The sequence below is a fragment of the Rhizobium sp. rho-13.1 genome, from assembly GCF_007000305.1.
GTDB classification, from domain to species: domain Bacteria; phylum Pseudomonadota; class Alphaproteobacteria; order Rhizobiales; family Rhizobiaceae; genus Rhizobium; species Rhizobium rhododendri.
Map to the genome: position 1 here is coordinate 219,599 of NZ_SCFL01000003.1, position 26,228 is coordinate 245,826.

The 26,228-nt window shown below is 60.4% G+C and carries 27 protein-coding genes; 19 read left to right on the plus strand and 8 right to left on the minus strand.

The genetic code is table 11. The features are described from left to right. The first annotated feature begins 66 nt into the window (after positions 1-66). The 8 genes from acnA to EQW76_RS12320 all read left to right on the plus strand — a co-directional run bounded on the left by acnA (position 67) and on the right by EQW76_RS12320 (position 8,998). Positions 67-2,757 (plus strand): aconitate hydratase AcnA, encoded by a 2,691-nt coding sequence (gene acnA / locus EQW76_RS12285; RefSeq protein WP_142824664.1) that lies wholly within the window; start codon positions 67-69, stop codon positions 2,755-2,757. A gap of 217 nt (positions 2,758-2,974) precedes the next feature. Further along, positions 2,975-3,718: a thioredoxin family protein gene (locus tag EQW76_RS12290; RefSeq protein ID WP_142824665.1), complete on the plus strand. Its 744-nt coding sequence runs from the start codon at positions 2,975-2,977 to the stop codon at positions 3,716-3,718. A gap of 154 nt (positions 3,719-3,872) precedes the next feature. Further along, positions 3,873-4,274: a DUF2794 domain-containing protein gene (locus EQW76_RS12295; protein ID WP_142824666.1), complete on the plus strand. Its 402-nt coding sequence runs from the start codon at positions 3,873-3,875 to the stop codon at positions 4,272-4,274. A 578-nt stretch (positions 4,275-4,852) separates the two neighbouring features. Beyond that, positions 4,853-5,914 carry a helix-turn-helix domain-containing protein gene (locus tag EQW76_RS12300; protein ID WP_161990915.1) on the plus strand — a complete coding sequence of 354 codons (1,062 nt, stop codon included), beginning with the start codon at positions 4,853-4,855 and terminating at the stop codon, positions 5,912-5,914. A gap of 148 nt (positions 5,915-6,062) precedes the next feature. Next, positions 6,063-6,710 carry a hypothetical protein gene (locus EQW76_RS12305; RefSeq protein ID WP_142824668.1) on the plus strand — a complete coding sequence of 216 codons (648 nt, stop codon included), beginning with the start codon at positions 6,063-6,065 and terminating at the stop codon, positions 6,708-6,710. A gap of 163 nt (positions 6,711-6,873) precedes the next feature. After that, positions 6,874-7,482, plus strand: a complete 609-nt coding sequence (locus EQW76_RS12310; RefSeq protein WP_142824669.1) for a hypothetical protein — start codon at positions 6,874-6,876, stop codon at positions 7,480-7,482. Between the two features lie 226 nt (positions 7,483-7,708). Next, positions 7,709-8,263, plus strand: coding sequence for a hypothetical protein (locus tag EQW76_RS12315; protein WP_142824670.1), 555 nt, complete (start codon positions 7,709-7,711; stop codon positions 8,261-8,263). A gap of 87 nt (positions 8,264-8,350) precedes the next feature. Then, a complete protein-coding gene (locus EQW76_RS12320) occupies positions 8,351-8,998 on the plus strand; it encodes a hypothetical protein (protein ID WP_142824671.1) in 648 nt (215 codons plus the stop codon). Positions 8,999-9,124: 126 nt separating this feature from the next. Here the strand turns inward: EQW76_RS12320 and EQW76_RS12325 are convergent, their stop codons facing one another. The 3 genes from EQW76_RS12325 to EQW76_RS12335 form a co-directional block, all read right to left on the minus strand. Beyond that, entirely contained in the window at positions 9,125-9,895 is a 771-nt protein-coding gene (locus EQW76_RS12325) for a Bax inhibitor-1/YccA family protein (RefSeq protein ID WP_142824672.1), read from the minus strand. A gap of 189 nt (positions 9,896-10,084) precedes the next feature. After that, positions 10,085-12,631: an ABC transporter permease gene (locus EQW76_RS12330; RefSeq protein WP_142824673.1), complete on the minus strand. Its 2,547-nt coding sequence runs from the start codon at positions 12,629-12,631 to the stop codon at positions 10,085-10,087. Then, positions 12,628-13,338 carry an ABC transporter ATP-binding protein gene (locus EQW76_RS12335; protein ID WP_142824674.1) on the minus strand — a complete coding sequence of 237 codons (711 nt, stop codon included), beginning with the start codon at positions 13,336-13,338 and terminating at the stop codon, positions 12,628-12,630. The genes EQW76_RS12330 and EQW76_RS12335 overlap by 4 nt, the downstream gene beginning before the upstream one ends. Positions 13,339-13,410: 72 nt before the next feature. On the opposite strand from EQW76_RS12335, the gene EQW76_RS12340 reads away from it, so the two are divergent. Continuing rightward, positions 13,411-14,061 (plus strand): arylesterase, encoded by a 651-nt coding sequence (locus tag EQW76_RS12340; protein WP_111219682.1) that lies wholly within the window; start codon positions 13,411-13,413, stop codon positions 14,059-14,061. Positions 14,062-14,127: 66 nt separating this feature from the next. Next, positions 14,128-14,721, plus strand: a complete 594-nt coding sequence (gene thpR / locus EQW76_RS12345) for an RNA 2',3'-cyclic phosphodiesterase (RefSeq protein ID WP_142824675.1) — start codon at positions 14,128-14,130, stop codon at positions 14,719-14,721. On the opposite strand, the gene EQW76_RS12350 is transcribed toward thpR, so the two are convergent. Continuing rightward, positions 14,655-15,134, minus strand: a complete 480-nt coding sequence (locus EQW76_RS12350; RefSeq protein ID WP_142824676.1) for a low molecular weight protein-tyrosine-phosphatase — start codon at positions 15,132-15,134, stop codon at positions 14,655-14,657. The two genes, thpR and EQW76_RS12350, sit on opposite strands and share 67 nt — an antisense overlap. Positions 15,135-15,169: 35 nt before the next feature. Between EQW76_RS12350 and EQW76_RS12355 the strand changes: the two genes are divergently transcribed. Both EQW76_RS12355 and EQW76_RS12360 read left to right on the plus strand, forming a co-directional pair. Further along, entirely contained in the window at positions 15,170-15,475 is a 306-nt protein-coding gene (locus EQW76_RS12355; protein WP_142824677.1) for a 4a-hydroxytetrahydrobiopterin dehydratase, read from the plus strand. A gap of 58 nt (positions 15,476-15,533) precedes the next feature. Beyond that, on the plus strand, positions 15,534-15,923 hold the full coding sequence (locus EQW76_RS12360; protein WP_142824678.1) for a YkvA family protein: 390 nt from the start codon (positions 15,534-15,536) through the stop codon (positions 15,921-15,923). A gap of 25 nt (positions 15,924-15,948) precedes the next feature. On the opposite strand, the gene EQW76_RS12365 is transcribed toward EQW76_RS12360, so the two are convergent. Further along, on the minus strand, positions 15,949-16,503 hold the full coding sequence (locus tag EQW76_RS12365; RefSeq protein WP_142824679.1) for a sigma-70 family RNA polymerase sigma factor: 555 nt from the start codon (positions 16,501-16,503) through the stop codon (positions 15,949-15,951). Between the two features lie 338 nt (positions 16,504-16,841). Here EQW76_RS12365 and EQW76_RS12370 point away from each other — a divergent pair, with 338 nt between their 5' ends. Then, positions 16,842-17,399, plus strand: a complete 558-nt coding sequence (locus EQW76_RS12370) for an invasion associated locus B family protein (RefSeq protein ID WP_142824680.1) — start codon at positions 16,842-16,844, stop codon at positions 17,397-17,399. Between the two features lie 246 nt (positions 17,400-17,645). Then, on the plus strand, positions 17,646-18,881 hold the full coding sequence (gene rlmN / locus EQW76_RS12375) for a 23S rRNA (adenine(2503)-C(2))-methyltransferase RlmN (protein WP_142824681.1): 1,236 nt from the start codon (positions 17,646-17,648) through the stop codon (positions 18,879-18,881). 146 nt (positions 18,882-19,027) lie between these two features. On the opposite strand, the gene EQW76_RS12380 is transcribed toward rlmN, so the two are convergent. Then, a complete protein-coding gene (locus EQW76_RS12380; protein ID WP_142824682.1) occupies positions 19,028-19,669 on the minus strand; it encodes a LysE family translocator in 642 nt (213 codons plus the stop codon). Between the two features lie 60 nt (positions 19,670-19,729). After that, complete coding sequence (locus EQW76_RS12385; protein WP_142824683.1) at positions 19,730-20,590, minus strand: SDR family NAD(P)-dependent oxidoreductase; 861 nt, start codon at positions 20,588-20,590, stop codon at positions 19,730-19,732. Positions 20,591-20,673: 83 nt separating this feature from the next. Here EQW76_RS12385 and EQW76_RS12390 point away from each other — a divergent pair, with 83 nt between their 5' ends. The 3 genes from EQW76_RS12390 to EQW76_RS12400 all read left to right on the plus strand — a co-directional run bounded on the left by EQW76_RS12390 (position 20,674) and on the right by EQW76_RS12400 (position 22,541). Then, a complete protein-coding gene (locus tag EQW76_RS12390; protein ID WP_142824861.1) occupies positions 20,674-20,919 on the plus strand; it encodes a type II toxin-antitoxin system ParD family antitoxin in 246 nt (81 codons plus the stop codon). Beyond that, entirely contained in the window at positions 20,916-21,134 is a 219-nt protein-coding gene (locus EQW76_RS12395; protein ID WP_142824684.1) for a type II toxin-antitoxin system RelE/ParE family toxin, read from the plus strand. Before EQW76_RS12390 ends, EQW76_RS12395 begins: the two co-directional genes overlap by 4 nt. Positions 21,135-21,317: 183 nt before the next feature. Next, positions 21,318-22,541 carry an argininosuccinate synthase gene (locus tag EQW76_RS12400; RefSeq protein WP_142824685.1) on the plus strand — a complete coding sequence of 408 codons (1,224 nt, stop codon included), beginning with the start codon at positions 21,318-21,320 and terminating at the stop codon, positions 22,539-22,541. A 65-nt stretch (positions 22,542-22,606) separates the two neighbouring features. On the opposite strand, the gene EQW76_RS12405 is transcribed toward EQW76_RS12400, so the two are convergent. Further along, complete coding sequence (locus EQW76_RS12405) at positions 22,607-23,086, minus strand: MarR family winged helix-turn-helix transcriptional regulator (protein WP_111219706.1); 480 nt, start codon at positions 23,084-23,086, stop codon at positions 22,607-22,609. 150 nt (positions 23,087-23,236) lie between these two features. Here EQW76_RS12405 and EQW76_RS12410 point away from each other — a divergent pair, with 150 nt between their 5' ends. Both EQW76_RS12410 and EQW76_RS12415 read left to right on the plus strand, forming a co-directional pair. Further along, positions 23,237-23,878, plus strand: coding sequence for a LysE family translocator (locus EQW76_RS12410; RefSeq protein WP_142824686.1), 642 nt, complete (start codon positions 23,237-23,239; stop codon positions 23,876-23,878). Positions 23,879-23,994: 116 nt separating this feature from the next. Next, a complete protein-coding gene (locus tag EQW76_RS12415; RefSeq protein WP_142824687.1) occupies positions 23,995-26,058 on the plus strand; it encodes a M3 family metallopeptidase in 2,064 nt (687 codons plus the stop codon). Positions 26,059-26,228 lie beyond the last annotated feature (170 nt).

Genomic DNA, 26,228 nt, shown 5'->3' on the forward strand with positions numbered 1-26,228 from the left:
TCCTGATGTGCATTACGTGCATAGGCGTCCACACGACTGTGTTGGCTATCAGAAACGGGGTCTCTCGTGTCTAAATCTCTCGACAGTTTCAATTGCCGTTCCACGCTCAGCGTGAACGGAAAGGATTATGTTTACTACAGCCTGCCCAAGGCTGAGGCAAACGGCCTTTCCGGTATTTCCAAGCTGCCTTATTCCATGAAGGTCGTCCTGGAAAACCTGCTGCGCAACGAAGACGGCCGCTCGGTTGTCAAAAAGGACATCGAAAGCGTTGCCGCCTGGCTCATCGACAAGGGCACCGCTGAAAGCGAAATCGCATACCGTCCGGCCCGCGTGCTGATGCAGGACTTCACCGGCGTTCCCGCCGTGGTCGATCTCGCCGCCATGCGCGATGCCATGGTGGCGCTGGGTGGCGATCCGGAAAAGATCAACCCGCTGGTTCCCGTCGACCTGGTCATCGACCACTCCGTCATCGTCGACGAATTCGGCACGCCGACGGCACTCGCGCGCAACGTCGAACTCGAATACGAGCGCAACGGCGAACGCTATCGCTTCCTCAAGTGGGGCCAGCAGGCCTTCAAGAATTTCCGCGTCGTTCCTCCGGGCACGGGTATCTGTCATCAGGTGAACCTCGAATATCTCGGCCAGACTGTCTGGACGAAGGAAGAGGATGGGGAAACGGTGGCTTACCCCGACACCTGCGTCGGTACCGATAGCCACACGACGATGATCAACGGTCTTGGCGTTCTCGGCTGGGGCGTCGGCGGCATCGAAGCCGAAGCCGCCATGCTCGGCCAGCCTGTTTCCATGCTGCTGCCCGAAGTCATCGGCTTCAAGCTGACCGGCAAGCTCAAGGAAGGCTGCACCGCGACCGACCTCGTGCTGATGGTCGTGCAGATGCTGCGCAAGAAGGGCGTCGTGTCGAAGTTCGTCGAATTCTTCGGCGCCGGTCTCGACAACATGTCGCTTGCCGACCGTGCCACCATTGGCAACATGGGCCCGGAATACGGTGCGACCTGCGGCTTCTTCCCGGTCGACAGCGAAACCATCAACTATCTCACCATGTCCGGCCGCACCACCGACCGGATCGCGCTCGTCGAAGCCTATTCGAAGGCGCAAGGCATGTGGCGCGACAATGACGGGTCCGAGATTGTCTTCACCGACACGCTGGAACTCGATCTCGGCGACGTCGTGCCTGCCATGGCCGGGCCGAAGCGTCCCGAAGGCCGCGTGCCGCTGGAAAGCATCGCCGCCGGTTTCGCTGCTGCTCTCGAAGCCGACTACAAGAAGCCGGGCCAGATCGACATGCGCTATGCTGTCGAGGGTACGGACTACGACCTCGGCCACGGCGACGTGGCAATTGCCGCGATCACCTCCTGCACCAACACGTCCAACCCGTCGGTGCTGATCGCCGCCGGCCTGCTCGCCCGCAACGCCGTTGCCAAGGGCCTGAAGTCAAAGCCCTGGGTAAAGACATCGCTGGCACCCGGTAGCCAGGTCGTTGCCGAATACCTGTCGAAGTCCGGCCTGCAGACCGATCTCGACACGCTCGGCTTCAATCTCGTCGGCTTCGGCTGCACCACCTGCATTGGCAATTCCGGCCCGCTGCCGGCGCCGGTTTCCAAGACAATCAACGACAAGGGCCTGATTGCAGCTGGCGTTCTTTCCGGCAACCGCAATTTCGAAGGTCGCGTGTCGCCCGATGTGCAGGCGAACTACCTCGCATCGCCGCCGCTGGTCGTCGCCTACGCGCTGGCGGGCTCGGTGCAGATCGACCTGACCAGTGAACCGCTCGGCGAAGACAAGGATGGCAACCCGGTGTTCCTCAAGGACATCTGGCCAACCTCGCACGAGATCCAGGAATTCATCCTGAAATACGTCACCCGTGAACTCTACGAAAGCAAGTATGCCGACGTGTTCAAGGGCGATGTCAACTGGCAGGCCGTGCAGGTTCCTCCGGGCCAGACCTATGCCTGGGACGACGATTCCACTTACGTCCAGAACCCTCCCTACTTCGTGGGAATAGGCAAGAGCGGCTCCGGCATCTCCGATATCAAGGGCGCTCGCGTTCTTGGCCTGTTCGGCGACAAGATCACCACCGACCACATCTCGCCGGCCGGCTCGATCAAGGCAGCGTCGCCGGCGGGCGCTTACCTGCTGGAGCACCATGTCGGCGTTGCCGACTTCAATCAGTACGGCACGCGTCGCGGCAACCACGAAGTGATGATGCGCGGCACCTTCGCCAACATCCGCATCCGCAACCACATGCTCGGCCCGAACGGCAAGGAAGGTGGCTACACCATCCACTACCCGTCCAAGGAAGAGGAATCGATCTACGACGCGGCCATGCAGTACAAGGCCGAAGGCGTGCCGCTGGTCATCTTTGCCGGTGTCGAATACGGCAACGGCTCGTCGCGTGACTGGGCTGCCAAGGGAACCAACCTGCTCGGCGTCAAGGCCGTCATCGCCCAGTCGTTCGAGCGTATCCACCGCTCCAACCTGGTCGGCATGGGCGTCATCCCGTTCGTCTTCGAGGAAGGCACGACCTGGGCCTCGCTGGCACTGAAGGGTGACGAGACCGTCACCATCGAAGGCCTCGAGAACATCAAGCCGCGCGAAAAGAAGACCGCCGTCATCACTTACGGCGATGGCACGGTGAAGAATGTGCCGCTCATCAGCCGCGTCGATACGCTCGACGAGGTGGTCTATCTCAACAATGGCGGCATCCTGCAGACGGTTCTGCGCGATCTCGCTGCCTGATAGACAATACAGGCCACAGACAGGCGCCGCCGGAGAGAAATCTCCGGCGGCGTTGTTCTTTCACGGTGAAGTGTATCGTTGTCCGCTGTTGCCGCGTTGCCTCACCCGTTCGTGACTTTGCGCGGCTGCTGCGAGCCATTATCTCTTGCTTCAGATTTGTCAGGCTTGATGCAGGCCGAGGATTTTGGCTAACAAGGTCTGAAAGAGGTGTTGCCCCATGTCCGTTCGGTTCCTGATATCCCTGCTGGCCGGTGTCGCGTTGACGGGCGCGGCGCATGCGCAGGACTTGGGCAAGCTGAAGGGCGTCGTCGAGCTCTTCACCTCGCAGGGCTGCGCCTCCTGTCCGCCGGCGGACGCCGCGCTCAAGCAACTGATCGAGCAGGGCAATGTCGTGGCGCTGGCCTATCACGTCGACTACTGGAACTATCTCGGCTGGAACGACACCATGTCGTCGAAGGACAATACCGCCCGGCAATATGCCTATGCGCGGACACTCGGCCGCAGCAGCGTCTACACGCCGCAGGCCGTGCTGAATGGCCGGGATCATCTGAACGGCGCCGATCTCGGGGCTATCAACGTCAAGCTGGATGATCTTTCGCGTGCCGGACAGGGACTGACCGTTCCGGTCAGCGCCGCGATGAAGGGCGACGAACTGGAAATCGACATCGCGGCAGGCATGGGCAAGGCCAACGTGGTAGTCGCCTATTTCGACCGGGAACAGCGCGTCGACGTCACCAAGGGTGAAAATACCGGCCAGCAGATCGCCTACATGCACAGCGTTTCGGACGTCGAGACTGTGGGCATGTGGGAGGGCAAGCCGATGCACCTAACATTGCCTGCGAACGTTATGGACAAGGCCGGCCGCAAGGGGCTTGCCATCATGCTGCAGTCTTCGACGGCCACGGGAGATCCGGCAGCCATCATCGGGGCCACCGTCATGACTGTGGGTGCCGACGACTAGAGGCGTCAAATCTTCGCTATCGCAAATGTCTTCCAGGCTGGATGCCCGGTGAAATCTGCACCGGCGCAAATCCGGATGCGCGGCATCTTGCAATTTTATTGCGGCGGGGCGACACTGTCACCCTGCTGTCATGGGCGGAGGCTTCGAGGAATTGATGACTGATCAGCCGGATTTGCGACGCGGCCAAAGCAACAGCGTCGATAGCAACTCTTCCGTTGTCGTCGATATTACTCAATATAAACAGAGCAAGGATATCCTGCCAGTGACGTTTCACAGGCGGGAGCTGGATGCTATACTGTGGATCTACGGTCGAATGGTGGGCGAGAACGAGTGGCGCGACTATGCCATAGACCACACCAAGGAAAAGGCGATCTTCTCGGTTTTCAAACGCTCCGGCGAGTTGCCGCTGTTTCGCATCGAGAAGGACCCGAAGCTTGCCGCCAAGCAGGGTGCCTACGCCGTCATCAACACAAACGGTATGATCTTGAAGCGCGGGCACGATCTGCGCCAGGTGCTGAAGATTTTCGACAAGACGTTGAAACTGGTCGAGAAGTAGTCGCTCCGAGGGGGGTTCTGCTATCTGTAGTAGCGATCTGGAGCGAAGGGCCAGTGCGGCGGTGCTGCTGCACTCTGCCGGATACCCTCCAATTTTTCGTAGCTAATGCGTGCGATAGACCATGTAAAACGCCAGTCCCCAACACATCACCGTGGAAATGCTCAAAAGGAAAATGCCTATTTTCAATACGTAACTCCGTGGATGTTTCTACCGCAGGTGTGGGTACGTCGGGGCAGGACAAAGAGTTTCGGCGGCCACAGTCTTTTTTCATGCTTTCCCGGCGGAGAGCCAATCATTCGTATGGCAGGATCTAAATCCTATTTTCGAGCTCGTTCGCGCTGATTGAACTATTTTTTGTCGAAGTGTTGTCCGGAGCTCGGCGCAATCCGCTGAACCAATGCTGAATCTATATTTTTTTAGAAGAAGTTGCGCTCCCCTGGAATGAAGCCCGGACTGGCACCTCAGCAGTTGACGGTATTATGCCAATTACCCTGAATTGCATTTATTTAAAATGCTACCCTTGATATCCATGAAGTAGGATTGTAATCCTACGATCTATGATCCCTTGGAATCAGGCCGTGGCGCCAACATCAGAACCGCTGTCCGATGCCCAAGGGCGAGGTGAGGTCGCCGGCTTTCGCTTTTCCACGGCTGATAACGATGCGCCCTTTGCCGCCTGGCGTGCAGTCCTCGCGACGTTGTTCGAAGCCACGCAGACCCAGCAAATTACCCCTAGCGGGTTCAAGGCCGATCTTGTTGTCCAGCATTTCGGGACGTTCCTGCTTTGCCGCAGCTTTGCGGGCAGCGGGCGCTTTCTTCGTGACCATCAGCGGGTCTGTTCAGACGATCTGGACCATGTCGTTGTCTCCTCGGTGTTGAGCGGAGGGATCGCTGTCGGCGGCAAGGCGAGGCGGTTGCGGCCGGGAGACGTTACGGTCGTCGATCTTTCCTCGCCGATGCGTTTTGCCATGGTGGCGGCCGACGCGCTGCATCTGATCGTTCCGCGCGCCGGTTTGCCCAGTGCCGTGGCGTCCCTTTCGCCAATGCCATGCCGCGTTTTCCAGGGCGACACCGCAATGGCTATTTTCCTGCGGGGTATCCTCGAAAGCCTCTCCAACGCCTCCCTTTATTTCAGCGCGCTTGAGGTCAATGCCCTCGGTGCCTGCTTTCCCGACCTGCTCGGCTGGTGCCTGGGGACCGTTCCCGTGGTTTCAGCGGTAACAACGAGAGGCGATCTCGGCCGGCGGCTGCGCCGTCATATCGAGGAGAATATCGACCGGGCAGACCTGACTGCCTCGCGGCTGGCGCGCGAGATCGGCGTATCCCGCAGTCAGCTCTATCGGCAGTTCGAGGCGAGCGGCGGTGTCGACACCTACATCCGTGGCCGGCGATTACGGCGCTCATTGCAGGCGCTTGCCGACCCACGACGCGCAGATGCCAGGATCGCCGACATCTCCTACGAAATGGGTTTTTCCGACGAGGCGCATTTCAGCCGGCTGTTTCGGCAGACCTTCGGGCAATCGCCGCGCGACATCAGGGCGGCGGCGCGCGCCGGCGACAGCAGTTTGAAGGGCCTGAAGTTCCCGCCGGGTCCCGTCCCCTCCTTCTCCGATTGGCTTCTCATGCTCGGCACGGGCTGACGCGGTCCGTGATTTGGGACGCCTGTCCAAGTTTGCGGGACGGGCATCCAAGGACAACCAGGAGAGGATCGCTAGTATCCACAGCAACAAAAGAGAAAGCCGAAGCAATTCAATTGTTCTCAAACGAATAGCGACAGGAAACGATACAATGTCGATCGATGCACAAGCGGGCGCCGGCACCACCTTCGAGCTGAAGGCCACCAACGACTCCAGCCTTCCGGGGCAGAATTATTTCAACGTCTATCCACCGATACTGACAAATCTGGACGCCAAAGCCCAGACCCTTGTCGCTCTGGTCTCCGATGCGACGAGCAAAGGGCAATCCACAACGATGACATGGCAAGGCGGTAACGGTGCGCTGTCGTTGTTTGCCGTCACGGCCGGAGCTAGCCGCGTCACCGAGCCTAGCACCGCAGTTGCGCTGGGCGACACCGTGGTCGTCGACTGGGCGGCCGGCGCTTTCACGATCACCCCCGCAGCCGGCGGCCCAGCAGACAGCATTCAGGTGTCGTTCACCGCCCAGGTCCCGCCTGGCACAAAGCTCGGCCTGGTGGTGGGTCCAGGATCGATTCTGGTTCGGCCAGCGATGGGCCAAGCAGTACTCACCCTGACGCCTGACATGTCTCTCGTTGCAACGGTGTCGTTCGGTACTGCCTTTCAGCTGCCGCCACCGCCTGTCTCCGATGTCAGCCAGCCGAGGCAGGTGACGTTCCAGCCGGGGACATCGAGCAGCGGCCTGCTCGCAACCGCAGAGATCTCTGTCGGAGTGACCGACGAGATCGTCCAGCTCGGCTAGCTGCAATTTCCGATTGCCCGGCTTCCGCCACCGAGCCGGGCATCCTCGCCGTCTCCATGCTCCGCACGACTTGAGCGGCGAGGCGGGCCGGCACCGCATCCTCCCCTGGGCGGTGCCGGCCTCTTGATCACAGGGGATCTTCCCGAAACGAAAGGCGACGACAATGACGACTTACTCTCTGACATGCATCAATAACTCGCAGATGTCCGGCAGCTTTGCGGTCTTCCAGAAGCCACCACCGATGACCATTCCCGGTAACATCTTTTCGCTGGCCTGGTTCGCCCGGCCAACGGCCGTGTCCAGCAAAGTCACCTTTACCTGGGGTCTCGACTACAGCTTCGTCTGGTCGGAGACTGGCCTGCTGCAGCCGGGCATCAACTTTGCCGCAACACAGAATGTCGCAGCAGATCCGAACGGGCAGAACGTCGTGCAGCTGACGCAAGACGGTTTCGGGGCCACCACCTTTGCCAATCCCGCCGGTACGGGTGCAATCGGCTCCCTGACGATCCAGCAGCTGTCCAACGTCCAGCCCAACTACACGTCAGTCGGCATCGGCATGGCGGGATCCGGGACCCACGCCGTCCAGGCGGCTCCGAACATGACGGCCGTCTTCACGCCGCATCCAAACTACTGGGTGATCTTCGGCAACTACACGACGGGCGACGTCATGGACATCGAGGACATCAGCTCGGCGGTCGAGGTGACGTACGGCGGCGCGCTGACATCGCGGACGGCCACGCTCGGCCTGAACAACCTGATCACCACAGCCTGATCTTCGGCACGGCGGCCCTGTTGCTGCCGTGCTGGACCTCTGCGGGCAACCTGCCGCAGATCCTGAGATGGCAACGGCCTTCTTTGACAGACTTCGGAGCGTCCCAAGCACGCTCTGCCTAGCCCCCCAAACATTGCGGTGACCCGTCACCGCTTCTGCATTTCCGGCAACGCTCTGCGCATGGTGCGACGAGCGACCACTCCCTTATTGTGAAAAGGAAAGTCCAATGAAAATCGACAAACTGCGTCACAGCCTGTTGGCAGCGATGCTTGCCTCTTTCACCACCATCGGTCTCGCGAACCATGCCCAGGCCTATGACGTCTATCATACGGTACATGCCGCCGCGAATGGCACCGTGGACTGGAGCCTGGCGAGCTTCGGTGTCAGCGGCGTCAACCCGAACCTGTCGTTTTTTTACGCCGCTAGCGACGTGGAGGCGCAGCAACTTTTGCCCCGATATGAATGCTTTGTTAAAGTCCATCTTGCCAATACCGTTGCTCACCCGCTGCAAAATGCCCAGGATATCGTCGGCGATGTGAGCGTTGCCATCGGCGGTCCGAACAATCCTCTGCCTTTTCCATGGAGAATTGTTTTCGACAATGTGCCGCCAGGCCATTGGAACATCGGCAAGGGCGAAATGGTAAACATGGTGCCACAGCCTCCTCCCTCAAATAATACAGCCTCCAGGGTCGCGGCCTTGGGCTTTCATAATCTCGCCTTCAATGCCAATAATTTCGGCGTAACGGTCATCAACGGCTCGCAGCAAAATTGCGTGCGCTGAAGGTTTCCCGGTAGATTTGAGTTCTTCCGGTAAAAGTGTTTCGCCGCTGGGCAACCTTGCCTGGCGGCTTCCCAATGGGAGTCCCGCATGGCAATCCTTCATCACGCCTTTCGTTGCCCGGCTACGGCCGAATTCGACCAGAAGGTTTCAACTTTGCTGGCCGCGTGGAGCCGGCGCGACTACCGAGAGCTTTCGACCTTGGCGCTGGGCGCGTATGGCTCGCTGGCAGAGCGCGAAGATCTGCGATCGGCGTTCCGCCTCCATCAAGAGGGAGTTGTTTCGTCGTGGATGCAGCCACAGTTCATAAGCCCGGGGCTCGCTGCCCTAGCTACACTGGCCGGTGCCTTCGTTCCCATTCCCGGCCTTAGCGCCAGCAACGATGCCAACCATCACCTGCTGGAGACGCAGCTGCCCCTGCTGGGTTGGTCGTCGGAGGACATCAGCTTCCTTCTCAGGGGAAATCCGGTTGAAGCGATGCTGGAAAGCTACGCTGCGCCGGCCGTGAAGCTCGATCAAGGCGGCTACCGCGACACCGGTGGCTGGACGCCGGGACGCATCGGACAGGCGCTGAAGAAACGCCTCGATCACTTGGCTAGAGGCATCCCGCCACACGCCGACGACCAGACCCTGGCTGCGTGGTCACTTTTAAAGGAGAGCCATGCCCTTGCCGATGCGCAGGCAATGCTGGCAGAGATCACCGATCGAGACTGGCTGGTGATGACCATCACCGCGTGACGACCGCTGGCAAGATCTATCTCAGCGGTCATCGAACTGAAAAACAATACAGAAACGGGGGCAGCGATGCCCCCGTATGGTCGATTTCTCGTCTCAAAAGACTTCTCGGAGCCTGGCGCCTGAGCCTTACTTCCGGTTGCCCATGAACTGCAGCAGGAACATGAACAGGTTGATGAAGTCGAGGTACAGGGTCAGGGCGCCCATGATGGCCTTGCGGCCGGCAACGACGTCGTCGTCTGCTTCGAAGTACAGTTCCTTGATCCGCTGGGTATCGTAGGCCGTGAGGCCGGCGAAGACCAGGACGCCGATTGCCGAGATGGCAAACTGCAGGGCCGAGGACTGCATGAAGATGTTGACGACCGAGGCGATGATGATGCCGAACAGGCCCATCATCAGGAACGAACCCATCGCCGACAGGCTGCGCTTAGTCGTGTAGCCGTAGAGCGAAAGCGCACCGAAGGCGGCAGCCGTGATGAAGAACGTCTGGACGACGCTACCAGTCGTATAGACCAGGAAGATCGACGACAGCGACAATCCGACCAGGCCCGCATAGACCATGAATGTCGTCCGAGCAGCGGACACGCTCATGTTGTTGATGCGGAAGCTCAGGAAGAACACGGCAGCCAGGGGCGCCAGCATGATGACCCACTTCAGCGGCGAGCCGTAGACGGCAACGCCGGCGCTGGTCAGCATGACGCCGTGGAAATTGGCCGCTGCCTGTGTCGGATCAGTGGTCGTGGTGAGTGCGATCAGGGCGTAGGCGGCGACGCCCGTCAGCACCAGACCCAGTGCCATCAGGTTATAGACCTTCAGCATGTAGCTGCGAAGGCCCTCGTCGATCACTGCGCCCGATTGCGCGCCGGTTGCCCGGTTGGGGAAATTACGAAAGTCAGCCATGTTTTCCTCTTTCAAGCTCCGAGTGGATGACGGTGTCGGGCACTTCAGTCCCGGGCGCCGCTGCGGAGCTCCAGCATGCCTGACGAGAATATGAGGCTTTCGAGGCGCGCGTACAAGAGCCAACGATCTGCAATCGGGTTAAATCGATGTAACCTCGGGGCTTTTGGCCGCCTGGGTTAATGGCGGACCCTAGAGTTCGCGCAGCACGGGTGCTGCTTTCTGGCCTAGAATGCGCCACGTGCCGATGAGGCCGATGCCGACCGTCAGCACCAGAGCGATGACAATTGTCGAAAAGGCGACGTCCGGCAGGAAGCTTGACGGCAAATGCATGATCCGGCTGACGATGTACCACGCCGCGACCGAGCCGGCAGCGAGCGCAAAGATCGCCGTTGCCACGCCGAGGATGAGGTATTCGTAGGTGAAGGCGCGGATCAGCATGGCGCGGGTCGCCCCCAGCGTCTTCAGCACCACGGCATCGTGGGTGCGGGCCCTGTTGCCGGCGGCAAGCGCACCGGCCAGCACCAGCACCGAGGCGATCAGCGCGATCGAGGCGGCGGCACGGATGGCTGTCGCCAGCTGGGCCACGAGGGAGTTGATCATGTCGAGCGCATCCTTGACGCGGACGCTGGTGATAGTCGGATAGGCATTGGTCACGGTTCGCAGGATCGTCGCCTCCTGCTCGGCCGTCGCGGACGGGTCTGTCAGCGTCGCCAGCCAGGCGTGTGGCGCGCCCTTGAAGGTGTTCGGGGTGAAGATCATGACGAAATTGATCGACAGCGATTGCCATTCCACCTTGCGGAAGTTGGCGATCTTGGCCGTCATGTTGCGCCCGAGCACATTGACGGTGACGCTGTCTCCGAGCTTCAAGCCCAGCGCCTTGCCTTCCTCCTGCGAGAACGACACCAGCGGTTCGCCGGTATATCCCCTGTCCCACCACTTGCCTTCGGTGATGGCGGCATTTTCCGGCGGCGTTTCGGCATAGGTGATGCCTCGGTCGCCGCGCAGCACCCATTGGCCGGCCGGCGGGACCTGCCGCTTGGTAACGTCCTCGCCGTTGAAGGCGGTGATGCGGCCGCGCAGCATCGGCACCTCGGTCAGTTTGCCCTTTGGCGCCTGCGCTGAGACCAGCGTCTTGAAGCCATCGAGTTCGCTGCCCTGGATATCGACGAAGAAGAAGTTCGGCGCCCTGTCTGCCATGTGGCCGGTCAGTTCGCGCCGCATGTTGCTGTCGATCAGCGTCAAGGTCACCAGCAGTGCCAGGCCGAGGCCGAGAGACAACACGACGGATGCGGTCAGCGCGCCCGGCCGGTGGATGTTGCCGATAGCAAGCCGCAGTGCCGGCGAATTGACGCGCGGACTGCGCTTTGCGAGCCATGCCAGGCCCCAGGCGACCAGCCGCAGGACTGCGAAGGCCACCGCGATGGCCACGATGAAGACGATGGCGATAAAGCGGTCATAGGCGGTAAAGACGGCAAGCGCGGAGAGGGCTGCGAGCAATAGCGCTGCGCCGAGGAGATAGGGCCAGGACGGCAGCTTGCGGGTCTCGAAGCCCTGCTCGCGGAACAGCGCCGTCGCCGGCACTTCGCGGGCGTGGCCGAGCGGCAGGATCGCGAAGGCGAGCGTGGTCAGGAGGCCGAACAGCGCGGCCAGCGTCAGCGCACCCGGGTAGAGGGTCGGCGCTGTCGAGACCGGCAGGAACTGCGCCATGAACTGAGACGCGAAAATCGGGGCTATCGCGCCGATCACAAGGCCGACAAGAATGCCGGCGAGCGCGATCAGGGCGATCTGGATCAGATAGATCATCACCACGACGGAGGCGGGAGCGCCGAGGCATTTGAAGGTTGCGATGGTCGTGCGCTTGCTGTCGAGAAAGGCGCGCACGGCATTGGCCACCCCGACGCCGCCGACGATCAGCGCCGTCAGGCCGACGAGGGTGAGGAATTGCGAGAAGCGGGTGATGTTGTCGGCCAGCGACGGTGCTGCCTTGTCGCTGGTGCGGATCGACCAGCCGGCTTGCGGAAAGGCCTTGTTGGCACGGTCTGCAATGCCTTTCAGTCCATTGGCAGGGTCTGCCATGCGGATCTTGTAGCCATGCTCGACGAGGCTGCCGTTCTGCACCAGGCCGGAGGCTGTCAGGGCATCGGCGCTGGTGAGCAATCTCGGCGCAAAGGCGAAGCCCTCGGAAATCGCGTCGGGTTCGTTCTTGATCGTGCCTGAAATTCGCAGCTTGGCGCTGCCCAGCAGCAGTTCGCTGCCGATTTTCAGGTTGAGGCGATCGAGCAGCAGGGGCGCTACCAGCGCGCCATAGGTGCCGTCCTTTTCCGCCAGAAGCGTCGAAAGCGGCTGATCCGGATCAGCTTCGAATTTGCCATAAAGCGGATAGGCCTGATCGACGGCCTTGACCTCGACCAGTGACTGGTCGGTACCATCCGGCAGGCGCGCCATCGATCGCACACCGGTCGACGCAGAAAGCGTGCCGAGGCCTTTGAGATAGGACATCTCTTCTGGCGTTGCCTCGCGATTGTTGATTTCGAAGCGCACGTCGCCGGCCAGCAGCGTCTGGCCCTGCGTTGCGATAGCATCGGTGATCGAGCGCGAAACGGAATTGACGGCGGCGATGGCGCCGGTGCCGAGCGCGATACAGGCGAGGAAGATATAAAACCCGCGCAAGCCGCCACGCAGTTCGCGCAGCGCCAGACGGAAGGCGAGTGAAAGGCGGGCGCCGCCGAGCGTCATGCGAAAATCGCCTGCTGGTCGGACGTCTTCGTGTTGTCGCTGTCGATTGCGCCGGAGCGGACGCGGATCTGGCGCGAGCAGCGGGCCGCCAGCGCGTTGTCGTGGGTGACCAGCAACAGGGTCGTGCCGCGCTCGGCCTTCTTTGCAAACAACAAGTCGGCGATCTGCCGGCCGGTATCGGTGTCGAGGTTGCCGGTCGGTTCGTCGGCGATGATCAGGGCCGGCGAGGGGGCAAGCGCGCGGGCAATCGCCACCCGCTGCTGTTCGCCGCCCGAGAGCTGGCCGGGATAATGGGTGAGACGTTCGCCCAGCCCGACGGACTGGAGCTCCCGGCGGGCGATGTCGAAGGCATCCCGCACATTGGCCAGTTCCAGCGGCACCGCGACATTTTCCAGCGCCGTCATGTTGGCGATCAGGTGGAAGGACTGAAAGACAATGCCGATGTTGCGGCCGCGAAAATCGGCGACCTTGTCTTCGCTGAGCGCATGCAGCGGGGTGTCGCGAATGATGATTTCGCCGCTGTCGAGGCTCTCCAGCCCGGCCAGAACCATCAGCAGCGTCGATTTGCCTGATCCGGAAGGACCGACGATGCCGACGGATTCGCCTTCGAAAATGGTCAGGTCGATGCCTTTCAGCACATGCACCGACGCGGCGGCGTTGCCCAGCGTCAAATCCGCCTTCTTCAGCTCGATGATTGTTTTAGCCAATGAGAACTGCCCTATATAAGCGAAGACGGGCCGCTGCTGCGCGCCCAATGCAGGCAATCTAGGGAATCGATCATGCGTTTTAAAGTTGCCGGGTTTCAATTCGTCGTCATTGCCGCTGCCCTTGTGTTCGGCCTCTGCGGTCCGGCGGCCGCAAGAACCATCCAGCTGGTCGGTCTCGGCGACAGCCTGATGGCCGGTTACATGCTGCCACCGGGCGACGGTTTTCCGGCAAAGCTCGAGGCCGCGTTGAAAGCCAAGGGGCTCGATGTCGCGGTTTCCGATGCCGGTGTGTCCGGCGACACGACCTCCGGCGGGTTGGCGCGGACAGACTGGTCGGTGCCAGACGGTACCGATGGCGTCATTCTCGAACTCGGCGCCAACGATGCGCTGCGTGGCATTGCACCGGAGGAGAGCGAGAAGAACCTCGATGCGATCATCGCCAAGCTGAAGGAACGCAAAATTCCCGTTCTTCTGGCAGGCATGCTAGCGCCGCCGAATATGGGTGGGGATTACGCCGCCCGTTTCAACCCGATCTACAAGCGGCTGGCCGACAAGTACCAGTTGCCGTTGTACCCATTCTTCCTTGACGGCGTTGCCGCTCAGGCAAAGTTGCAACTGCAGGATGGCATGCATCCCAATCCTGAAGGGGTCGATGTCATGGTACAGCGGATTATGCCACAGGTGACAAGTTTCATTGGGACGATCGCTGCGGTGCAGAAATAGACACTTGCGCCGCATTTGATTGCGTGATTCGCTGCATGTATCTGCAAAAGATTCGGGGATCTCGCCATGCCGAGACTGTTTACCGCCCTCGAAATTCCCCGTAACGCGGCGATGAGCCTGTCGTTGTTGCGCGGTGGTCTACCGGGCGCCCGGTGGATTGACGTAGAGAACTACCACATCACCTTGCGCTTTATCGGGGACGTCGACGGCCGGACCGCCGATGAAATCGTCGAGCGCCTGGACCGGATCGAAAGGCCCGAATTCCAGATCAAGCTAGATGGCATCGGTGCCTTCGGCTCCAAGAAACCGCATTCCGTCTGGGCCGGGGTCACGCCCAACCCCGAAATGTATGCCCTGCAGGGCGAGATCGAGCGGATCTGCCAGCGGGTCGGCCTGTCGGCGGATCCCCGGAAATTCATGCCGCACGTTACGCTGGCCCGGTTGAAATCGTCGCGTCTGGACGATGTCGCGCACTATCTCTCCGGCCGCGGCAATTTCCAGACATCGCTGTTCACGGCGTCACGCTTTGTGCTGCTATCGTCTCGGGAATCGGTGGGCGGCGGTCCGTATCTGACGGAAGAGATTTTTCCGCTTCACGAGGTGCGAACTTTCCCGGCGGTTTCCAGCAAGGCCTTGCAGCCGGTCAAGAGCATGCTGTAGGCACGGTCAAAATCATCCCGGCCGCCGTAGTAGGGATCCGGGATGTCTTCGCCGGTTTCCAGCGCATACCGATTGAAGAGATGCAGCTTGGCCGCGTTTGCGCCACTCGCCATCTTTTCGAGAACCCTTAAATTGTCACGATCAAGCGCCAGGATCAGGTCGAAATGATCGAAGTCGGCAGCTGCGATGCGGCGTGCGCGCTGGGCCGCGATATCGATGCCGTGCGCAGCGGCAACAGCGATCGAGCGCGGATCGGGCGGGTTGCCCTGATGCCATCCGCCCGTGCCGGCCGAGTCGATATCGAACTCTGCGGCGCGTCCGGCGTTTATTGCCATATGTTTGAAAATTCCTTCGGCGAGCGGCGAGCGACAGATGTTGCCCATGCAGACGAAGAGGATCTTGAAGCAATGCATACGAACTTTCGACTGTTCAAACGAGGGCCACCGACATGAAATACGACAAACTTGAAGCGACGGCCATAGAAGAAAAGATGACCGGCCTAGAAGGCTGGACGCTTGCGGGGGACGCGAAATCGATCACCAGAAGCTTCAAATTTGCCAACTTTCGCGAAGCCTTCGGTTTCATGACGGAAAGCGCGCTTGCGGCGGAAAAGTTCGATCATCATCCCGAATGGTTCAACGTCTACTCGAAGGTCGAGGTGACGCTGACCACCCATGATGCCGGCGGATTGACGGAGCAGGATTTTCGCATGGCGAAAGCGATGGACAAGGCTGCGGCCGGCCGTATCGGTTGATTGCTCGAGCGGCCGCTTCCATATGTGTGCCTCAAGGGTCCCACAGGATTTTCTAGCAATGCAAGATATCAAGTTCGGCGAAATTCTTCTTCCTGGCGATGACGATACCCGTCAAAGCCGGGAGAAGACCGTGCGCCGCAAATTCTGGCCGGCGCTTCGCAAGGCAATCCGCTACGTCCCGTTTGCGCGCGACATGGTGGCTGCCTTTTACTGCGCTCTCGATCCGCAAACGCCTGCGCGCGTGCGAGGCATCTTGCTGGCAGCGCTTGCCTATTTCGTGATGCCCTTCGATATCATTCCGGATTTCATGGCAGTCGTGGGCTACACGGATGATATAGCGGTGCTGACGGCAGCGTTTCGCATGGTCAGCGGGCATATCAACGAAAGTCACTACGATGCCGCCGACCGGGCGCTGGCGGATGAACTGGATGCCGGCAAGCCGGCCTAGCAGGTGAGCGCAGGCAGACGGCGACCTAGACTGCCTCAAGCCGTTTCTTAAGCTTGCCGAAAGCCAGCCTGATGCGCGACTTGACAGTCCCGAGCGGCAGGCCGGTGATGGCAGCGATCTCCGAGTGCGATTGTCCGAGGAAGAATGCGGCGCGCAGAAGTTCCTGCTGTTCGTGCGGCAACTCGGCCATTGCAGCGCGCACCTGTGCATCGCGGTCTTCGTATTCCATGACGACGTCGGCCGCCAATTCGCCGATTGGCTGCAATCCCGGATCATTATCGTCGAGCACACGAATTTTTGATCGACGCTGCATATCGATGCGGCGATTGCGGGCAATACGGAAAATCCAGGTCGACAGCGAAGAGCGCGCCGGGTCGTATAGCCCAGCCTTGTGCCAGAGGACGATCATCACCTCCTGGACAAGCTCCTCTGCCTCTCCATCGGCCATGCGCTGCCGCAAAAGCCAGGACTTCAGCCTTGGCGCGAAGTAGTCGTACAGATGAGAAAACGCCGTCTGGTCACGGCGCTCGGCAACGGCCCTGGCGAGGACAGCAAAGCGCTGTTTTTCCTTCGCATCCATTTCCCCTCCACCTGCCCCCCAGCTCTTGCAACTCGCAACCGTCGTCCGAATGGTTTATGAGGTACAGCGGATTTTATAAACGTCAAACTCTTGCCTGAATCTTTCTGTCTTAAATCGCTATAAAGGCTGGCGATCTCGCCAATCAGGTCCATCTATCTTCAGAAGTTTCGACAATCCATCGATCATCGCTTGACTGAATCGGCACAGTTAAGAGGCAATCGACCATCCCATTGACGGTTTGGTAACCGAAATTACGCCAAAATAAGGCGCCTCGTGAATACGCATCTCCCGACGAAATTCACGTCGGGCTCTGGATCGCAAGAAACCGGCAGGAAATCATGTTTGTAAAAAGCTCCGCAATCGCCCTCACGCTCGTTCTGGCCACCGCCGGCATCGCATCCGCTCAGAAAACCAAGCCAAAGGCCGCGCCTGCGGCTGCCGCCCAGACGCAATCTGCAGCGCCGACCCGCATCAAGCAGTTCGATGCCTGGGGTGCCTATTCCTACCAGTCGGGAACCGGCAAGGTGTGCTACGTCCTGTCGGTGCCGACGGCAAAGCTGCCGGCAACGGGCATCGACCACGGCGACAACTTCTTCATCGTCACCCAGCGCCCCGGCCAGAACATCTCCTACGAGCCCCAGGCGATGATGGGCTATGTGCTGAAGGAAAACTCCAAGGTCAACGTCACCATCGACAACAAGACGTTCGTGATGTTTACCAAGGACAAGGCTGCATGGGTCGAGAACGCCGCACAGGAGCCGGCTTTGGTCTCGGCCATGAAGACCGGCCACTCCCTGACCGTCACCGCGACGTCGAAGAAGGGTACGGGGACATCCTACACCTACTCGCTGGCTGGCATTTCCGCCTCGCTGAAGCAGATCGAGAGCTGCAAGTAGGCTGAGCCGGGTTTCGCTTTTCGTGTGTGAAAAGCGCGGGTGCAAGATCATGGAGGCTGGCCTTGCGCCGGCCTCTGGCATTTTCAGGGGGATGACGGGCGACGAAATTAGTGCTATTGCCGCCGCGAACTGCGGATGTGCCTGCGATGCTGTCGCCCCTTCCGTCACCGAATTCAATTTCAATACCCTAGATCGCGCCTGCAGCTTCCTCGAAGCACGGCAGGCATCAACCTTTTGGATGATCCCATGTCCGTGATAGATGCCATGACCATTGCCAAGCCCGCTTCGGCGCCCGTCGTGCGCGGTGGCGAAGCTCTGCCGAAGCCGTCTTTGATCGGCCTGACGCGCGAGGAGATGGGGCAGGCACTGCGCGACAAGGGCGTTCCCGAAAAGCAGATCAAGATGCGCGTCAGCCAGTTGTGGAACTGGCTGTATGTGCGCGGGGTGTCTGATTTCGACGCCATGGTCAACGTTGCCAAGGACATGCGCGAAATGCTGAAGCAGCATTTTACCATCGCCCGCCCGGAGATCGTCGAGGAGCAGGTCTCCAACGACGGCACCCGCAAATGGCTGATGCGTTTTCCGGCACGCGGTGCAGGACGACCGGTCGAGATCGAAACCGTCTATATCCCGGAGGAAGGCCGCGGGACGCTGTGCGTCTCCAGCCAGGTCGGCTGCACCCTCACCTGTTCCTTCTGCCACACCGGCACCCAGCGGCTGGTCCGCAACCTGACGGCCGAGGAAATCCTCTCGCAGCTGCTGCTGGCACGCGACCGGCTCGGCGACTTCCCCGATCGCGATACGCCTGTGGGTACCGCCATGCCTGCCGAAGGCCGCAAGGTCTCGAACATGGTGATGATGGGCATGGGCGAGCCGCTCTATAATTTCGAGGCCGTGAAGACCGCCCTGCTGATCGCCTCCGACGGTGACGGCCTGTCGCTGTCGCGTCGTCGCATCACGCTTTCGACCTCGGGCGTGGTGCCGGAGATCTTCCGCACCGGTGACGAAATCGGCGTCATGCTGGCGATATCGCTGCACGCTGTGCGCGACGATCTGCGCGACATCCTGGTGCCGATCAACAAGAAGTATCCGCTGAAGGACCTGATCGACGCCTGCCGCAAATATCCCGGCCTGTCGAACGCCCGCCGCATCACGTTCGAATATGTGATGCTGAAGGACGTCAACGACAGCCTGGAAGATGCCAAGGGGCTCATTCAGCTGCTTAAGGGCGTGCCGGCAAAGATCAACCTTATCCCGTTCAATCCCTGGCCTGGCAGTAATTACCAGTGTTCGGACTGGGAGCAGATCGAGAAATTTGCCGATTTCATCAATGCGGCCGGCTATGCCTCGCCGATCCGTACGCCACGCGGACGCGATATTCTCGCCGCCTGCGGCCAGCTGAAATCGGATTCGGAGCGCATGCGCAAGACCGACCGCCTCGCCTTTGAAGCGATGATGATCGCCAACCACGGCGAGGACTGACGGTCAACGGGCGAAGTCGTTCGCAACGAGCAGACGAAACTGACGGCGACCCATTTCGACGGGATTGCAATTGCGATCTTTGCGGTCGGCGCGCTCGGGTGCGTTGATCTATATCACCCGCAGGGATGGCCGACCACGCGACGTACTTAGCGCGCGTGGGTAAGCAGGATCTTCGCCGCGAAGATCGAGAAGACGCCGGCGAAGGTGTAGTCCATGCCGCGCAAGACTTTCCTGTTGTTCTGCAGCCACGAGGCCAGCCTGTCTGACGCGAGCACGACCAGGGCGTTCACCGGCATGCCGACCGAAATGAACAGAAAACCGAAGAAGAGCAGCTTCTGGGTGACGGCCGGATCGCCGGCAGTGACGAACTGCGGCAGGAAGGTCATGAAGAAGATGATGACCTTCGGGTTCAGGAGGTTGACCCAAAACCCGCTCGCCATGTTCGACAGCGGTGACACTTTCGGCTCTTCCACGGCATTGACGCTGAGTTTCGAGCCGAAGCGGATGGCCTGAACAGCGAGCCACAGGAGATAGGCCGCGCCGCCGGTCTTCAGGATTGTGAAGGCAACCGGAGAGGCCGTGATCAGGGCCGATATCCCAAACGCCACCAGCATCGTGTGGACGACGATTCCGAGGCTGGTCCCAAGTACGACAAACAGCGCAGGCGTCTTGCCCTGCGACAGGGCGCGGCTGATCGAAAGCGTCATGTCCGGGCCTGGCGTTGCGGCCAGAAGAAGGCTTGCGGCGACAAAAGCGAGCGCCGTCGCAAAGCTCGGCAGGAAGTCCATGGCAGGCTCCTCGGATCAAAGGTTTCCAGGATGCCTACCTTGTTTAGCGGCTGTTGCCAATCAGCCCTTGCCGGCGACAAAGGCCTTGAATGCGTCATCGTACCCCCCGTGCCAGCGCGACAGCGGAGGCCTGTTTTCGACGATATCGCCAGCGGCCCAGAGAATTCGCTTTTCATCCAGTGAACGGGGCACATCGTTGTCGGGGCAGAGGATGTAGAAATCGTCGCGCTCAAGACTTTTCATCATGAAATCGACGGTCTCGTCCGGTGTCCAGGCGGCGGCGGGCTTCTCCGTGCGGTCGCCCTTTGTAAGAGGTGTGTAGACAAAGCCCGGTATCAGCAGGTGGGCGGTGATACGGCAACCTTCCGTGTTGCGAAGTTCATGCTGCAGCGCCTCGGTGAAAGCCTTCACGCCGGCCTTGGAGACGTTGTAGGCAGGGTTTCCCGGCGGCGTGGTAATGCCCTGCTTGGAGCCGGTGTTGATGATCATGCCCGGCTCGCCGTGGCCGATCATGTGCGGCCCGAATGTCCTGGTGCCGTTGATCACGCCCATCATGTTGACGCCGAGAATGTTGTCCCAGGCGGCCTGCGGGCTGAAGATCGATGTCTCCGGGCCGATGCCGGCATTGTTCATCAGTACATGGACGCGGCCGAAGCGCTGGATGACGGTGCGCTCCAGGGCGTCCAGCGATTCCTTGTCACTGACATCGGTCTCGATGGCCATGACATGTTCGTCGCTACCATTGGAAAGGGCGATGATCTCTTTCTTTGCCTTTGCCAACCGGTCGCCACCGAGGTCTACCAAGACGACGCTCATGCCGCGCGCAGCAAAGTTTTTGGCAGCGGAAAAGCCGATGCCGGAAGCGCCACCGGTTATGACGGCGACGTTGGATTTTGCGAATACGGCTTGTGCGTTCGTCATGTCGTCGCTCCCGGTTGAGACATTGTTTTGGCGCTAGCAGATATGGTAGATTGAACGACCAAGTCAAATGGCAGGAGGGGACTGTGACGAAGGTCATATCCGTGACGCTCGATCCGCAGATGGATGAATTTATCGATGAGCAGGTGAACGGCGGATTTTACGGCTCGGCCGAAGAGGTCGTCGAGGCATCCCTGCAACTTCTTCGACAGCGAGCCGAGTTGGAGGCAATTCGCGCGGCAATCGCTGAAGGTGAAGAATCCGGGGAGCCGCAGCCGTTTGATTTCGATGCTTTCATCGAAAGAAAACGTGCCAACCGGCTTCAACGATGAAGCGTTTGGTCTACTCGCCTAAAGCGGCGGGCGACCTCGATGAAATATATGACTATACCGAGGCAAACTGGGGATTTCAGCAGGCGGAGGATTATGTCCTTGAAATTCGCGCCTGTTGCGAGGCCGTTTCAACGGGGGCAAAATTCGGACTGCTGGCCGCTCGGATAAAGCATGGCTACTTTCTTATTCGCAGCGGTGCACATTTCATCGTTTAGAAAGCCGATGCGCGCGCGGTCACAATCATTCGTATCCTGCATCAACGTATGAATATTACTGCGCATCTGCGCTGAATGCCGGCTTCAGTTTGTCTTGCGCATGGCGCTAATCTCGATAAAAGTGCCGCGACATCAAGATTTGCGGCGTCCGGCGCCGCGCGCATAAAAACGGACCTCATCATCATGGTATCGCACAAAGACGTGAAAAAAGTCGTTCTCGCTTATTCCGGCGGTCTCGACACCTCAATCATCCTGAAATGGCTGCAGACGGAACTCGGCGCCGAAGTCGTCACCTTCACTGCCGATCTCGGCCAGGGCGAAGAGCTGGAGCCGGCCCGCAAGAAGGCCGAGATGATGGGCATCAAGGAAATCTACATCGAGGACGTCCGCGAAGAGTTCGTCCGCGATTTCGTCTTCTCGATGTTCCGCGCCAATGCCGTCTATGAAGGCGTCTACCTGCTCGGCACGTCGATTGCCCGGCCGCTGATCTCCAAGCACCTGATCGAGATCGCCCGCAAAACCGGCGCCGATGCGATTGCCCACGGCGCGACCGGCAAGGGCAACGACCAGGTTCGTTTCGAACTCGCTGCCTACGCGCTGAACCCCGATATCAAGATCATCGCCCCCTGGCGCGACTGGGACTTCAAGTCGCGGACAGACCTGCTGGCCTTTGCTGAAGCGCACCAGATCCCGGTTGCCAAGGACAAGAAGGGCGAAGCGCCGTTCTCGGTCGACGCCAACCTGCTGCACTCGTCCTCCGAGGGCAAGGTTCTGGAAGACCCGTCGCAGGAAGCGCCGGAATATGTGCATATGCGCACCATTTCTCCGGAATCCGCACCCGACAAGGCGACCATTATCAAGGTCGGCTTCGAGCGTGGCGATGCGGTGTCCGTCAACGGCATCAGGATGAGCCCGGCGACCTTGCTCGCCACCCTCAACGACTACGGCCGGGACAACGGTATCGGCCGTCTCGATCTCGTCGAGAACCGTTTCGTTGGCATGAAGTCGCGCGGCGTCTACGAGACGCCGGGCGGCACGATCCTGCTGACCGCCCACCGGACGATGGAATCGATCACGCTCGATCGCGGGGCTGCGCATCTGAAGGATGAACTGATGCCGCGCTATGCGGAGCTCATCTATTTCGGCTTCTGGTATTCGCCGGAGCGCGAAATGCTGCAGGCGGCGATCGATAAGAGCCAGGAGCATGTGGAGGGCGAAGTGACGCTGAAGCTCTACAAGGGTAATGTCATGGTCATCGGCCGCGAGAGCCCGAAGTCGCTGTATTCCGACAAGCTGGTCACCTTCGAGGACGACCAGGGCGCCTACGACCAGAAGGATGCAGCCGGCTTCATCAAGCTCAACGCCCTGCGCCTGCGCACGCTCGGCAAGCGCAACCTGTCGAACTGAGCCATCGAGCTCAGCCTGATCAAGGCCTGTCACCGCTCATGGTGGCGGGCCTTTTTCGGGTAAATTCAGCTATCTGTGATCGGAGCGTTTTCGATTGCGGGTTGTTCGACTTTCTGCAGGTTGAGCCGGAAGCTTTTGAGAGCCTTGCTCACGTCGCACAAAGCCTGCTCGTCCAGCCCCATCGTTGCTTCCTGCTGGACGGCCGCGATTTCGATGCTGATGGCGCGGATCATGTCTTCCGCAGCATCCGACAGGAGTATCCGCTTTGCACGGCGGTCCAGGGGGTCGGGCTGGCGTTCGATCAGGCCGCGGGCCTGCAGACGGTCGAGGAAAGCGCTCACCGTCATCGGCTCAAGCCCCATGCGTATAGCGATGTCGAGTTGTCGGCTGCCGTTGACCGCAGCGATCTGAACGAGGGTTCTTGCCTCGCCGGCGGTGATGCCGAGGCCGGCCGACGAGATGCGTTTCTCGAAAGCCATTCGCATCAGCCGTGCACAATCGGCGACGAGAAATGCGAGCGTATCCGTATCTATTGTGATGCTCATTGCGTTTCTCGGCTCTTTATCGCGGTTCTCTCTGGTTTTCCTTAATCACTCTATAGCGTGAACACAATTGAATCTTTGCCGGCGACAAGGGCGCCTTGACGCCCGCAGTGCCGGCGTTAAGCTGGCCGCAAATCAAGCGGAAACCGTGCCATGACCTCCTCCCTGATTGCCGGCACTTTCCTTGCCGCACTGTTTTACGTGCTCATTCCCGGTCCGGCTTTTCTGGCGCTGCTGGGAATAGGTGCAGGCCAGGGGCGAAGGGCGGGGGCGCTTTTCATGTGCGGCCATCTGTTCGGCGACCTCATGTGGTCTGCCCTGGCCCTGACCGCAATCATCGGTGCGCGGACCATCGGCAGCCTCGTATTCGATCTGCTTGGCTTGTTCTGTGGCCTCTATCTCGCCTGGATCGGCTGGCACGCGGTGACCGCCAAGCCCCGGGTCGACGGTGCGGCGATGATCGCAGTCGAGCGCCCCTTCCGACGCGGCCTTATCTTCGGCGCCACCAATCCAAAGGGATATCCGGTGGCGCTCGCGACCTTCACGGCGCTTGTCGCCGGTTCGGCCAGTGCCTTGCAGTTCAGCGAGCTTCCGTTGCTGCTGGGCGTTGCCTTTGCCGGGTTCGTGGCCGCCGATATCATTCTGATCGGTATCATCGGTGCCGGCGCCGTGCGGCGGCTCTATCGGTCCCACGAACGCGTCATCGTGCGCTGCTCCGGGGTTTTGTTCATGGGTTTTGCTGCGCAGGCGCTCTTGCATTCCGCGCCGGGGCTGCTCGGGTGGCGCAGGGCCTGATGCCTCTCCAACATGTCGCCGCCGCACCGTTTTGCTGAGAGGCTGCGATCACCATACCATTGCCGGTCCGGGGTTCTTATATGCCCGTGACCAATCTGATGCCGAAAGGATGTCCCATGTCATCGCAACTCTCCGTCAATCCCGCCCTCGTCGAATGGACAGGGCATGAGGGACTGCCGCACTTCGACCGCGTCCATGACGCCGACTTTGGGCCAGCCTTTGATGCTGCCATGGAACTGCACAACGGCGAGATCGACCAGATTGCCAACAATCCGGAGCCACCGACTTTTGCCAACACCATCGTCGCCTTGGAGATCGTCGGCGACGAGTTGTCGCGCGTCTCGTCGCTGTTCTGGAGCAAGGCCGGTGCCCATACCAACGACGTGATCCAGGGCCTGGAGCGCGAGATCGCGCCCAAGATGTCACGCCACTATTCGAAGATCGGCATGAACGCGGCGCTGTTTGCCCGGATCGATGCACTCTGGGAAATGAGAGATACGCTCGGCCTGACGCTCGAGGAAAGCCGCGTGCTGGAGCGCCACTGGAAAGGCTTCGTGCGCTCTGGCGCAAAGCTCGCAAAACCGGAGCAGGAGCGGCTGGCTGCAATCAACGAGACGCTGGCAGGCCTCGGCGCCAGTTTCGGCCAGAACGTGCTGGCCGACGAGAAGGGCTGGGCGCTGGTCCTGTCCGACGCGGCCGATCTTGCCGGCCTGCCGGGGTTTGTCACCGAGGCCATGGCGGCAGCTGCCACGGAGCGTGGGGATGCGGGCAAGTATGCGGTGACGCTGTCGCGCTCGATTATCGAGCCGTTCCTGACCTTTTCCGAGCGTCGCGACCTGCGCGAGCAGGCGTTTGAGGCCTGGGTGGCGCGCGGCCGCAACGGCGGGGAGACGGACAATCGCGACATCATCCGCCAGACGCTGGCGCTGCGTTTCGAAAAGGCAAAGTTGCTCGGCTATGGCAATTATGCCGAACTGAAGCTCGACAACACCATGGCGAAGACGCCCGAGGCGGTGAACCATCTGCTGACCACGGTCTGGGCCAAGGCTGTCGCCAGGGCGCGGGAAGAAGAGACGGATATTGCCGCCTTGATCAAGGCAGGCGGCGGCAACCACGATGTCATGCCCTGGGACTGGCGCTTCTATTCGGAAAAGATCCGCACGGAGCGGTTTGATTTTTCCGAGGCCGAACTGAAGCCCTACCTGCAGCTCGACAAGATCATCGCAGCCTGCTTCGACGTTGCCGGCCGCCTCTTCGGCCTTCATGCCGTCGAGATCCACGATGCGCCCGCCTATCATCCGGATGTCCGCGTCTTTGAAATCCGCGACCGTTCCAACAAGCTCATCGCGATGTTCCTCGGCGACTATTTTGCCCGGCCGTCGAAGCGTTCCGGCGCCTGGATGAGTGCCTTCCAGTCTCAGCACAAGCTGCCGTTGAAGAACGGCGCTTTGGGCGAGCGGCCGATCATCTACAATGTCTGCAATTTCGCCAAGCCGGCCGAGGGCAAGCCGGCGCTGTTGTCGATGGGGGATGCCTACACGCTGTTCCACGAGTTCGGCCATGCGCTGCACGGAATGCTCTCCGATGTCACCTACCCGTCGGTTGCCGGCACAGGCGTATCGCGCGATTTCGTCGAATTGCCGTCACAACTCTACGAGCACTGGCTGACGGTGCCCGATATCCTGAAGACCTATGCCGTGCACTACCAGACCGGCGAGCCGATGCCGCAGGCGCTGCTCGACAAGGTTCTGGCCGCCCGGACTTTCAACTCCGGATTCAATACCGTCGAGTTCACATCGTCGGCGCTCGTCGACATGGCATTCCATACGCGTGGGCCGGTCGAGGATCCGATGGCGGAACAGGCGGAGATTCTGGCCACGCTCGGCATGCCGAAATCGATGGTGATGCGGCACGCCAGCCCGCATTTCCAGCATGTTTTTGCCGGGTACGGATATTCGGCCGGCTACTATTCCTACATGTGGTCCGAGGTGCTCGATGCCGACGCCTTCGCAGCCTTCACGGAAACCGGCGACGCCTTCAATCCCGAGATGGCCGAGAAGCTGAAGGCTCACATCTATTCGGTCGGCGGCTCCATCGACCCGGAAGATGCTTACCGGGCGTTCCGCGGCAAATTGCCGAGCCCGGATGCTATGCTGGCGCAAAAAGGCTTGGCCGCATAAGGCTTTGTGCCGGCGGTTGATCAATTGAACAGCATACCCTGTCCCAGCCATGCGATTGCGCTGGGGCAGGGAAGACGCTGCTTTGTCGCGCCCCCCCTTTCGCAAATGCGAAAAACAGGCTATGAGCGCCTCAACCGAAGATAAGGGCCGCACAATTGGCTGCCCGCAAA